The following is a 12422-nucleotide window of genomic DNA, read 5'->3' on the forward strand; positions in this document are numbered from 1 at the left end:
TTTAATATTCGTTATTGATAATCGTTTTTACTTCATTCTTGTGGTAAAAATAAGATAAAATTGCATTGCAATAAAAGAAAAACAGTGCGAATATCTCTCTTATTTTGCGCATTTTTCTGTTTCTTAGAAATTGTAATCATCTTAAAAAGTTTTCGATCCAATCACCCCCATATGTAGACAACGACAATACAGATTTGCCATCTGTGTCCGCAAAGAGAATCAGAGAAAAGGTAAAATAAAAAAAGCTCCCGATTTCTCTGAAGCTTTTGTTTTAGTAGCGGGAAGCATTCAAATATCTAACCGCATTATTACTGATTATTATGCAATTTTTGCATTAGCATCCTAAAGTAATATTTTAAAATGCAAAGATCTAGTAATTCAAATTCGATGTAGATTATTAGAAAATAAAAGCCTGATAATTGAACATACCCCAAATAGTGTCTAACTATTGGGGCATGTTCACATATCGAAATGGCTTAGATCGTAAAATTTTAACTATTGTCATCAAAGTAATATTCTACGTCAATATTTTCTTTCTTTAATCTATTTTATTTAATCTCATTTTTTTTGATAATCACTTTAGATCTGAATTTTTGCCAATCAGAATTAAATTCGAACAAATCTTCGATCTTATATATGTAAATATTATTCACTTGGTTTTTATCAATCGCCTCGTTTAAATCTTTACCCAAAAAATGATTTATAGAAATTTTGGTCGAAAGATTATCGGCCATTATAAATTCAGGAATGTTCAATAATGGGTAATGTGAACTTGTGTATGTCGTCCATCTACCTTTATTATTCTCAATTTCATTTAAAAATTCTCCACAAAATACAATGAGATGTATATATAAAAAGTTTTTAGTTCTGTCATATCCAAAATTATATAATGCTTTATTAAACTGATCTAAATTCGTTTCTGAGATCTTTTCCGGTATTTCTAATTCTAGATTTAAAAATAGTTCCTTTATAAAGACTTCTCTAAATAAAGTTGGATTCTTAAAAATCTTACGATACTTAAAATAAGGAGTATTAATTTCCTTGAAGTTTTTCTCATTAAGTGATTCCAAAAAAGATTCTTCAGAATTAAAAAGATATATTTCACTTTCATTTGTTACATGATTATCACCGTAAAGTGTTAGATCTACGTTGGAATTAGATGTTTCAATAAAAACATCTAAATTATCAAATGCGTAATAGATTTGACTTTTTTTCAATTTTCGATTTACATCTGTTATAAATCCTAAAATTTGGTCATCATTTTTAGTTAGGATTTCCTTAAACTCGCTGTATGGAATTTTTTTCTTCATTAATTTTTTTTTTTTGTGGATAGCATAATGCTGAACTTGTCAGTAAGAAAAAATAAATAATAGATCTCATAATTAATTATTTAAAGAACTTCCCCCTGCTGGCGCGAGCGTCTCGCTCATGAACGCAACGATGGTATTAACAAAGATAGTTAAAACAAAAAAAGCTCCAGATTTCTCTGAAGCTTTTTGTTTTAGTAGCGGGAACAGGACTCGAACCTGTGACCTTCGGGTTATGAGCCCGACGAGCTGCCTACTGCTCTATCCCGCGATGTTTCGGGTGCAAAGATAAGCAGTAAATACAGTTTATCAAAGAAATAAGTGAAAAATTTTCCTAAAGTTAAATTTGAAGTAACTATTTGTTAATCAGTTTCTTGTATTTGTTTCATCCTGAAATCAGATTTTATAATTCAATAATTCTGCATATGGATCTTTTTCTAAGCCTAATAATTTGCCAAAGGCAGGCTCAGTTTTGTAGCCGTTTTGTTTGAGTTTTATGATTTCTTTCCTGAAATTTTCATCCCGTGATTGCAGAATTTGATGTTCTATAATCATATGCCTGTATCCGTTTTGATTCTCAGTCGGAATGTTTTGTCCGAAAATTTCAATTTCGAAATCATCCAAAATAAAACTCCCAATGAAAGATTCTTCTTGATTTATAATCGTTTCGCTGATTTTGAAATTGGTTTTGTCTTTAAAAAGAGAAGTTATCTTTTCAATAAAATGAGTTTTATTTTGCCAATAACAAACAATATCCAAATCGCTGTTTTCAATAGCAATATTTATTGGAATCGTACCTACTAAAATTGGGTCAAATTCTGCTAGAGCTTCCAAAACCTTGTTTTTTGTCAAAGTTTCATAAGCTTCGGCTTGTCTTTTGTTTCCAGACTTTAAATAGTCAATATTTTTGAAATCGATCATTTAGGATTATTTGTCGTAATTTTTTTCTTCTTTGATTTCTTGCTCCAATCTTTTGTTGATGTTGATTTTAGCTTTGGTAAAAACAAAAATTGTAGTTCTGTATTCGCGAGCATATTTGTTGGTGATTTCGCCGCCAATAGATCCTTTTTCAAAAAACGGACTAGTTTCGGCAATTTCAGTGTTGTTTTCATCAAATTCTTTTATTCTGATGAGGTTAGTGTAATAAATGTCCAGATTAAACCAGTTGATATAATCGGCGTTGAAAGAAACAGCTTTAATTCCTTTTTGGGTATAATAATTAATTGCTCCAGCTTGACCGTAATTATCGCAAAGCACCAAAGTATTTTCAGATTTTGGAAATAACGCATAAATCGAATCAGTTTTGTGGGCAAGTTCTTTCCAGCCCAGCATATCGGCAAAATCTTGAGGCAGTTGGTGGTCTTTTCCGTCTTCCCAACGCAACATTCCAAGTTTTTTATATTTTTCAGGTTTTGCCGTGATTTCTTCGGGGCTTTTATTAGGAAAAGCAACATTGTAGATTGGGATAAAAAGCAAAATCGGAATCAAAAGAAAAACCGGCTGTAAAAAGCGTTTCCATCCATCTTTTGAAATTTCGCCTAAAAACGCAGCGCCAAATGCGATGTAAATTGGATACAAGCCAATAGCGTAATATGCTTTGGCTTTGAAATAAATAAAAACCAAAAGCGTAAAAATTATCGAAGCAAAAAAGAATCGGAATTTTGCAAAAGGCTTGTAAAAAAGCAAAGCATAAAAGGAGGAAAGTATAACCAAAATACCTCCAAGGAAAAACAATATTTGCTCTTTTAAAAATCCAATACGGTCAACATTTACAAGTTGTGTTTCGGCCAATTCTTTCATATGATGCACAATCGGGAAATGGTTGTTAAATTGCCATAAAAGATTCGGCAAAACCAAAATCAAGCCTAAAATCATTGCAAAATAGAATTTCTTTTCGGCTAATATTTTTCTTTGTTTTGAAAGCAAAAGTGCCGGCAAAAAACCGATTAATAAAAAAAGAATATTGTATTTATTCAGAAATCCGAAAGCAAAAATTATGGTGCCAACAAAAAGCCATTTTGGTTTTTCGGTTATGATGTATTGAATGACCGTGAAATAAAAAGCGGTCCAGCATAAAATATCCAACGAATTTGGCTGAAAAAGCATGTTTAATCGCAACAGCGATGACAGCAAAATGCAAGTTGCTCCTAAAATCAGTGCATATAGATTTCCTTTTAAAACTTCGATTGTTTTCCAAACAATTATAAGTGTCAAGGCGCCAAAAAGGGCAGGGAAGAACTTGACCCAAAAAACAGAATTTCCTAGCAAAAATATAATGTACGAGAACCAAGAAGTCACCGGCGGAACTGATAAGTAGCCCCAAGCCAAATGATGTGCCTGATCCAGATGCAAATATTCATCGCGTTGCAAATCATATTCTGGACTTAGTAAAACGTACTGCAAAACAAATTTTAAAATGATAAACGCAATTAAAATAAGTGTTTTTTTAGTCATGAAGTTTTTGGTTTAGGTTATATGTGGTTTTCTTTCAGTTAAATAAAAGCATAACGAATATAGGATTTAATTTTGATTTGAAAATGCAGGAAGTGTTTCTGTTCCGAAATAAAAAAAGCTCCAGATTTCTCTGGAGCTTTAAGTAAATTTATTCTTCGATTACGGTTTCAAATTCCATATGGTCAATGATTTCCTCATCTAGTTTTGCTGGTTTTGAAGCTTTCAATGCATTGAATCTTTCAAGCATTTCAGTTTCTTCTTCTTCACCGCTGAAATAAGGAAAAACATCCATAATTGGCGATTCAGAAATAGCTGGAATCGAATATTCGCCCATACTGTTTTTCATAACATGAAGCGTGTTGTCGTAGGCTTCTCTCACATCATTTGCCTGAACGAGCATGTACATGTTTGATTTTCTTTCTTTGCCGCTTTCTTCGTCATAAGCAATTAAAGAAACTTTTGATTTGAACCAACGATCAGCACTTTCAAACGGGTGAATTTCGGCAAAATTAGCCACTTTTATATTGGTGATTTTAAATTCTTCACTAATGTAAGCGGCCATTTCTTCATTTATTCTTTTTTCAGCTTCTGTATAAGAAATTGCATCCACCAAATACGGTTCGGTTAAAACTTTTTGTCCGCCCGTTTCGTCAGTTTTTCTATATTTTACTTTGCATTCGTACCAAGTTGCACTCATATTCTTTGTAATTTTTAAAGATGCCAAAGATAGATTTTACCATGAAAATAGAAGCCAAATTCGGAAATAGATATTCACAATTTGAAATTGGCTTCAATTCAAAGTATTTTGTTTAATGTTTTGGGTAATTTTGTTTTTGAGCTGTTTTTTACAAACTGATGTTTCTGAATGTGTATTTCATCGGCTTTAAATGAATATGGTGCGTTTTATTTGTTAAAAATCATATTATATTGTATATTTATTAACTTTTGAACTAAGGATTTTTGAAGGTATTTTAGTACTTTAGCTTAAACAAAATTTAAATTTTGAAATCAAGTATTTGTTGAAGATAAACTCAAGCATTTTAGGTATGAATAATATTCAGGATTTAAATATAAAAGAAGAAGTACTGCCAATTTATGATTCTTCATTGAATAGCTTTACTCGAAAAAAAATTCTTCATTTGTTGGAAACGCCTTTGCCAACCCAAGCTCATGCCGTTGAGAGGCAAAATATCCTTAAGGGTTTTATCCATAATAAAGAGGTTTTAAAAAGCTACTCTTATACTGTTTTGTATTTAAATGAAGTGCATTATTTCCTGAATAATTTTAAAGAAGAAGAGTTGAATTGGAAGCGATTTTTGTTTTTTGGTCCAACTGCCGATGAAATTCTGACTCACAATAAAATCCACCAGTTGATTCTGTTTTTTTATAGATTGGAATCGGTGAGTTTTTCCAGGCTTAATCTTATTCATTTCCCGAAATCGTACAGAAAAGATTTGAATCGAATTCTGTCATTTCTTTCCTTTTTTGAGCTTAAAAAATATGAACACATCATTAGGGAAAAACAGTTGAAAACCAAACATGTTAAAAATATGTTGGCTAAAATTTCGGTTTTAAAAGAAGAAGGTCGAATTGAATGTTTTTGGGAAGATTTGTTTTTGTTTGAATCGTATTTGTCTATAAGCAAGGCTGTCATTGATCGTGGATTTGTCTTTCCGGTATTGACGGAAAAAAGTTTTGTGATAAATGATTTTTACCATCCGTTAGTCGAAAATCCTGTTAAAAACAGTTTCAGAGCGGTCAATAATGTGATCGTGCTGAATGGCCCAAATATGTCTGGCAAATCGACATTTCTTAAATCGGTTAGTTTGTGTATTTATTTAGGGAATTTAGGATTTGGGATTCCAGCTTCTGATGCAGAAATTCCGTTTTGCACTGATTTTTCAGTCGGAATAAACAAGCGCGATGATATTTTGAATGGTTACAGCCACTTTATGACGGAAATTATTAATGTCAAAGATGTTGTCTTGAAAGCTGCCGACGGAAAAAGATGTTTTGTTGTTTTTGATGAACTTTTTAGCGGCACTAATGTTGAAGATGCGCTAGAAATCTGCACTAGAACTATAAATGGCGTTAGTCTTTATTCGAATTCGTATTTTCTGATTTCAACACATATTCAAGAATTGAAAGATATGACAAACGACACTGTTTCGACCTATTATCTAGATTGTGAATTAATCGACAGTGTTCCGACATTTACTTATAAATTGAAAAAAGGTTGGTCGGATATTAAAGTGGGCCGAATTTTGTTCGAAAAAGAAGGATTGAACAAGCTTTTGCGTGTTGGCTGATTTTGCTGCCAAGAAAAGGTTTTCGGGCTTTTGTGTGTTTTTAAATCTTAATTTCGGTAGCTTCTCCATAACCAGCGAAAATAGCTTTCTTAAAATCAAGTTCGCTGTCGTTTATTAAAGTTTGATCTTTCACAATTGCTACGTTCACAACGGTCTTGTTTGCTCCAGGTTTTAGCGGTTGTTCTTGAAATCTTCCGCCAACAATAAGATAGTCGGTTTTTAAAAGCGGTTTTTTGTCCAGTTCTCTATATTCTAAAGTCAGGTGTAATTTTACTAAGTAGTATTCGCTTCCATCTGGGCCATTCAGTTGTCTGATTATTTTTCCTGAAACTTCGCTTGCGTTTTTAGCATAATCTTCTAAACCATTTTCTCCATAAATTGTATTGAGTTTAATGTAAAAAAAGTCATCTTCATTTGAAACTGGCGCCACGCTAATTTCTTTTGTAGTTTCTGTAGGTTGTTCTTCTTTTATTTTGTTTTCAGCTTTGTTTTGGCATCCTAATAAAGATAAAGATAAGGATAGCGCTAATAGCATTTTTTTCATGTTGGTTTGCTTGGGGTTGTAATTCCAAATGTAATAAAAGTTAAATGATCTTTAGGGTCCTTTTTTTTAAAAAAAATAATGTTGAAGAAGTCACTTTTTATAAAGTGAAAAATGTTTTTTATACTTTTTTAAGAGTATAAAGTAAAAAAAAACCACTTGCTAGAAGTGGTTTTTCTTGTTTGTCCTAATTTCTTAAAAATTAGTGTTTACTTTTTTAGAACGATCTGCAATGTATGAAATCAGCCAGATTACTTGCCCTTCTTTTACAAAATAGACTTTCTTTGATTGTAAATTCGGAATGCTTTCTAAGCAAGTTTGTAATATGTTGTTTGCAGAAATAAGATATTGCTGGTCGTAAGTGCTCAAAACTCGTGCAATTTCTTTATTGGTTTTAGCAAGGTTGGTGAACTTTACGAAATTGTTTTTCAAAATTGCATCGTAATTGATAACGTCTTCTAAGGTTAATGAGATATAGTGATCTTTTACTTCATCATTGTAGTATAATGTTGCAAAAGCCCATACAGCGCCACCAGACAAGTAAATTTTGTCTTTTTTAGCCAATGGAGGATTTGCATCCAATAATGCTTTTACTTTTTTGCGTAAAATCGGGTTGAAGTCAAATGCTTTTTCTTGATACGTTGTCATATCATTTGCTTGGTTTGGGTTTACAACCGTCTTTTTTACTGCGTCAGTAAGCGTCATTGTGCCGAAATCAAGCTCTAGCGGAACGAATTCTAATTTGTCGTCTTGTTCGTCAATGTAGCCGCCTTTTGTAGTTTGAGCACCAATATCAAGTAAAAACGCATTAGCAAAATCAACTGGAGGCATAGCGCCTTTTACAAGTGTTTTTGCTTCTTCGTTTACGTTTAATACATCAAGATTTTTGTTTGTAAGTGTAGTGATTTTGTTTCTTAAAACCTCGACATTGCGTGCTTGTGCAAAAACAGGAGCGGCAACAATAAAGATGTTTTCTTCAAGAAGTTTGAATTCTGTTTTGATTTTTTTCAATTGATCAACAACTGTAATGCTGATTTTGTTGATGTCTTCCTGAGGAAGTTCGCCTTTTTCGGCAATATGTGCGGCAAAATCAAGTCTGTCAGTTGCGAAGTAAAGAATTTTGTAATCTGCTTTTCTGATGTTGTTTACATCTACAACAGAAACTTTTATTGCTCTTCGGCCAATTTCAATTCCGCCATAAAGGCTTTTTTGAGAAAATGTAGTGATGGAAAAAAATAAGCTTAAAAGGGTAAAAAATAAAATTTGGGGTTTGTTTTTTGTGAACATTGTGGATTTTAATTGTTGTTGTAATATAGTTTTAATAAAGACTTTTCGTGAATTATGTGAAAATCATAATTTTAGATTGGAAATAGTAGGTTTTGTAATCAGATTGCAAATTTATGAAAACATTTACTAAATATAAACTCAGTTATAAAGAAAACGCATTATTAAATTATTAAGGTCTTGTTTTGAAGTCGATAGCAATTTGTTTATGCTAATAACGTGCTGAAAATGGATCTAGTATATTGTAGAAATAAAAAAAGCTCCAGATTTCTCTGAAGCTTTGTTAAGTAGTCCGTGGGGGAATCGAACCCCCCTTACCAGGATGAAAACCTGGCGTCCTAACCGATAGACGAACGGACCTGCTTTGTTATTGCGGGTGCAAAAGTGCAACTATTTTTGGAATACACAAAGGATTTGAAGAGATTTTTTTTGATTTTTTTTTAAAGAAATCATTTTTGGCAATTAGGATTCTTAAATTATCGAAGTTAATGTTGTTGTATTTATTTGATTAATAATTGGTTGTTTTTGGTTTAAGAATGGGGTGGCGTGTTTTCAGCAAAATGAAAAAATTTTCAGCAAAATGAAATTAATTTTGTTTTGAAAGAATGTTCTTATTTGTTTTTCTTGTTTGTAATTTCAGTAAATAGAAAAAAAACAAGAAAGCTCCAGATTTCTCTAGAGCTTTTGTAAATGAAGGTCAAAAACTTGCAAAATTTTGATTCGATAAATTATTTAATTCCAAGATTTCCGTCAAATGTATTGAAGTCGTCTTTTCTTTTTGGTTTTACAATCAATAAATTATATAACTGATGGCAGATTGATTTTAATTCGGGCAAGTTGGCATTGTCAATTGCTCGTGCTCCAAGTTCGATCAATTTGCTATGTTTAGAACTGTCTTTGAAAGCGCTTGGGTCTTCAAATCGGAAACTGTAGAAATAATTGATATAGCTTTCATCCTGGTTGACATAGATATTCTCCAAAAGATTGTCTAATTCTTTTTTCTTTTTGCGAATCAAATATTTATTGTTTGATTGAAGAAATTCCTTTTCATTTTTTATGATCTTTTCATATTCTTCTTTTTGGCGCGGCGTACCTTTTTCAAGATAAAAAGAAAAAGTGTCTTTTATGCTGTTGTACTCCTCAAGTTCCAATAATATATGCTTGTGGCGTACAAGATCATCAAATTCCTGAATGTAGATTTTTTTCAATTCGTCAATTTGATATTTTTTATCTGTTACAGCATCATCCTTATTTTCTAATGCTTCATTATAAAGGATCGTCAATGCTTCTTGAGATCTTTTTAATTTGGCCAAATATTCATAATTTTCTTCTTGTTCTTCGCGTCTTATTTCTTCTAAAATGGTATCTAAAGCATTCTTTATTTCGGATAATAATTTCTCAACCGAAATTTTTCTTTGATGCGGATTAAATACTTCGTTTATTTCTAAATCAAGAGCTCCAATGTAAACATCGATACTAAGATCACGCGATTCTGAAACTTTAAAATTCAATTCAATGTCCATTCCTTTCAAAAGATCTTGCTCAAAATCGCTTCCGCATATTTCAATGTAACCAATAGAAAGATTGCTTCCTACCATACTTCCAGCGTTGCCTTCAACTACATTTATGATAAGTTTTTGGTCAGAGTTTCTCAGGATGTTTTTAGAGCAGGTTTTGTAAATCGTTCTCTTTAAGGGCAGAATGTCGTTTTTCCTAAAGATAACTTCCATATGGCTTTTTCCAGTTTCTTCGTCTAATTCCAAACAAATATCGTTCGGAATTGGCTGTCCCTGAATGCTGTATAAGCCGTTGGTAATTTGAATATTCGAATTGCTGAATATTTGTTTTTGTTGATTGTCAAACAAAAATAACGTGAATTGATTGGTCGCTTTTTCCAGCAACGGAACAAATTCGGCAATTTTTTTATTCGCTTTCAAAAGGCCAGTATCAAAACCTCCATCAGCGCGGGTAATTCTGTAATAGCCATCAAACGATTCTCCTAAAAGAGCAACAATTAGTTCTTCAGAATCTTTAGAATGTGGTTCATAGATGACTTCAATTTCAATATTATTTTCTTCGGCTGTCGTTTCTGGCGCAATTTCTTCTTCAATTAATTCAGAAGGTTTTGAACCTGCATAATATGCCGCGCCAATCATTACGGCGGTTGTAGGATCTAAATTTGTTTCGATGTTGATTTGAGTTCGTTCCTGCAATTGCTGGCGTATGTAAGGAATATATGTGGTGCCGCCAACAAGTATAATGCGTTCTATGTCTGAGAATTTCAGATGATTTTCTGAAATCAATTTTTCGACCAAATGAAATGATTCTTCAAATTTAGGCTGAACGATTAATTCAAATTCTTTTCGGGTGATGTCAATATCCAGTGAAATTGAAAGTTCGTCAAAATCAATTTCAATGCTTGAAGTTTCTTTTATCGAAAGTTCTTTTTTGGCTTCTTCTGCTTTGTAAAGAAGCTCAAAAAATAGTTTGTTGTAAACCGAATTTTCTTTGGAAATTATTTTTGACCAAAGATTGCTTTCTTGAGCCGCTTTTTCAATTTTCGGACAGATGATTTTCTCTACAAATAAAGTGTCTAAATCGACACCTCCCAAGAAATTATTGCCTTTATGGTCAAATACTTTAAGGTCACGTTCGTTGATGTTTACCAGTGCAATATCAAATGTTCCACCTCCAAAATCATAAACCAGCCATTTTTGGTCTGATGTGATTTCAAGATTTAAGGAATTCGAATAGGCTAAACAAGCCGCAATTGGTTCTTGTAGCAAAACGATTTCTTCAAAGCCAGCTTGATAGCCAGCTTTTTTGGTTGCATTAGATTGAATGGTATCGAATGAAGCCGGAATTGTAACAACGGCAGATTTTAAACTTTCGCCTTGAGCGAAATTGATAAGTTCTTTTAAAACCATTGAAGACAATTCAATCGGACTGATGTTTTTATCTAAATCTTTGATGAAATAGAGTTCGTCAGAACCCATTTTTCGTTTAAAAGAAGAAAATACATTTTCGGCATTTACTGCACTGTGTTCTCTTGCTTTTTCACCAATTTGAATGCGTCCTTTTCGAAATGAAACTACTGATGGAATTGTGTCCTTGAACCCAACAGGATTTTTGTAAATACTGATTTTTCCGTTTTCGTATTTTGCAATTCCTGAATTCGTCGTTCCTAAATCAATTCCGATATTGATATTCTTCATAATGCTATATTATTCTACTATAACTACTGCTTTTTGAATCAGTTGCAGCGTGTCGTTTTCTGTTTTGTAAATTGTGGGTCTAATAACTTTGGTTATTTTCTTCGAATTTGAATTAAGAATATTGGCATCAATAGAACTGTCTCGTTCGTCGTAGTTTGTTCCAATCGGATTTATGATTTTATATCCTTGTTCTTCCAATTCGCTGTAAATTCTTTTCAGATTGCGCTCAAAACCACTGAAGTTTTGTTCTGACGCTTTTTTTTCAATTTCAAACAGTTGGTTTATAATTACATTCATTTCTAAAATCGGATTTTTATGAATTAGCAATTTACAATTTATTTAATACGATATTAATTATCAATATTATTTTTTTTATCATTGCTGTAATTAATTTTTTACAAGATGAATATCATTCAATTGTTTTCTTTATTGGATTTAGAAAGGGATAAAATTTTGGAATTTGCTTCTGAAGATTACATCCGAATAGAGAAAAAAATAAACTTTGAAAAAAAGATAAATCCAGAAATTGATTCTAAAACAAGTGAGAATTTAATTTTAGCATTGAAAGAATACAAAGAAGAGTTTTTGTTTGTAATGTCCAACCGTATTCTATTCAATTTTTTTACGCACAATGATTTCTCCAGAAATGATTTGCCAAATTATAATTTGACCGTTTCTGATGAAAAAATTAAACATTTTATAGCACTCTTTTTAGCAGATGATTTGGTGTCTTTTTTCAGTTTTAAATTATCAAAAAATTGGTATCATTATTTTGAAGAACTTAGTCTTCTTTTAGATCTAAAAATATATTTTCCGGAAGGTATTATCTACAAAATGAATTTGCTTGTTTTTTCTAAAATTGATTTTGCAATTTCTCAATTGAATACTTTGAAAGCAAGCGAAGTTTCAAGTATTATTTACATTAAGCATGGAACATTTTATGATTTGCTATCTCATTTTGCAACAATTGAATTAGATCAAAAAATGTGCAATTTATCGTCATTTGTCAGTGAGTTTTACAATAAAAAAAAGAATGACGTTTTTTTTACTCAAGTAATAGAATCAATGGCGTTTTATAAAGCGTTTCATGATAGTATAAATGAAGCTTTAGAAAAAAACAGAAAAATTGTTTCCGAGGCAAGCAAAGGACTTGGCGATACTAAAAAGACTCCTATTACTAGTATATTAATTGGTGCAATTTGTGCTATGATACCGCTTTTGCTGAACAAATGTTCTTAAGATTTATTTTTTGTTTAATCTTTTTAGAAAGCGTTAAAAAGATTATGTTTGTGTCATAAATTAACAGTTAAGA

At 31.7% G+C, this 12422-nt stretch carries 10 protein-coding genes and 2 tRNA genes; 2 read left to right on the forward strand and 10 right to left on the reverse strand.

Features of this window, described 5'->3' with window-relative positions:
- Positions 1 to 548 precede the first annotated feature (548 nt).
- The 5 genes from EYY60_RS11470 to EYY60_RS11490 form a co-directional block, all read right to left on the reverse strand.
- Entirely contained in the window at positions 549 to 1310 is a 762-nt protein-coding gene (locus EYY60_RS11470; RefSeq protein ID WP_132989476.1) for a hypothetical protein, read from the reverse strand.
- A gap of 195 nt (positions 1311 to 1505) precedes the next feature.
- A tRNA-Met gene (locus EYY60_RS11475) sits at positions 1506 to 1578 on the reverse strand.
- 125 nt (positions 1579 to 1703) lie between these two features.
- Positions 1704 to 2228, reverse strand: a complete 525-nt coding sequence (locus tag EYY60_RS11480) for a DUF4269 domain-containing protein (protein WP_132989477.1) — start codon at positions 2226 to 2228, stop codon at positions 1704 to 1706.
- 6 nt (positions 2229 to 2234) lie between these two features.
- On the reverse strand, positions 2235 to 3761 hold the full coding sequence (locus tag EYY60_RS11485; RefSeq protein ID WP_132989478.1) for a glycosyltransferase family 39 protein: 1527 nt from the start codon (positions 3759 to 3761) through the stop codon (positions 2235 to 2237).
- A gap of 148 nt (positions 3762 to 3909) precedes the next feature.
- Positions 3910 to 4458 (reverse strand): DUF4494 domain-containing protein, encoded by a 549-nt coding sequence (locus tag EYY60_RS11490; RefSeq protein WP_132989479.1) that lies wholly within the window; start codon positions 4456 to 4458, stop codon positions 3910 to 3912.
- Positions 4459 to 4777: 319 nt separating this feature from the next.
- Between EYY60_RS11490 and EYY60_RS11495 the strand changes: the two genes are divergently transcribed.
- Positions 4778 to 6070, forward strand: coding sequence for a MutS-related protein (locus EYY60_RS11495; RefSeq protein ID WP_162847876.1), 1293 nt, complete (start codon positions 4778 to 4780; stop codon positions 6068 to 6070).
- A gap of 40 nt (positions 6071 to 6110) precedes the next feature.
- On the opposite strand, the gene EYY60_RS11500 is transcribed toward EYY60_RS11495, so the two are convergent.
- The 5 genes from EYY60_RS11500 to EYY60_RS11520 form a co-directional block, all read right to left on the reverse strand.
- The gene (locus EYY60_RS11500) at positions 6111 to 6614 is read right to left on the reverse strand and encodes a hypothetical protein (RefSeq protein WP_132989481.1); all 504 of its coding nucleotides are present in this window, start codon (positions 6612 to 6614) and stop codon (positions 6111 to 6113) included.
- Positions 6615 to 6806: 192 nt separating this feature from the next.
- The gene (locus tag EYY60_RS11505) at positions 6807 to 7898 is read right to left on the reverse strand and encodes a Ppx/GppA phosphatase family protein (protein ID WP_132989482.1); all 1092 of its coding nucleotides are present in this window, start codon (positions 7896 to 7898) and stop codon (positions 6807 to 6809) included.
- A gap of 285 nt (positions 7899 to 8183) precedes the next feature.
- Positions 8184 to 8255, reverse strand: a tRNA-Glu gene (locus tag EYY60_RS11510).
- Between the two features lie 368 nt (positions 8256 to 8623).
- Positions 8624 to 11110: an Hsp70 family protein gene (locus EYY60_RS11515; RefSeq protein WP_132989483.1), complete on the reverse strand. Its 2487-nt coding sequence runs from the start codon at positions 11108 to 11110 to the stop codon at positions 8624 to 8626.
- 9 nt (positions 11111 to 11119) lie between these two features.
- Entirely contained in the window at positions 11120 to 11407 is a 288-nt protein-coding gene (locus tag EYY60_RS11520) for a hypothetical protein (protein ID WP_132989484.1), read from the reverse strand.
- Between the two features lie 105 nt (positions 11408 to 11512).
- On the opposite strand from EYY60_RS11520, the gene EYY60_RS11525 reads away from it, so the two are divergent.
- A complete protein-coding gene (locus EYY60_RS11525) occupies positions 11513 to 12349 on the forward strand; it encodes a hypothetical protein (protein WP_132989485.1) in 837 nt (278 codons plus the stop codon).
- Positions 12350 to 12422: the final 73 nt, after the last annotated feature.

The organism is Flavobacterium zhairuonense (assembly GCF_004352915.1).
Taxonomy (GTDB): Bacteria; Bacteroidota; Bacteroidia; order Flavobacteriales; family Flavobacteriaceae; genus Flavobacterium; species Flavobacterium zhairuonense.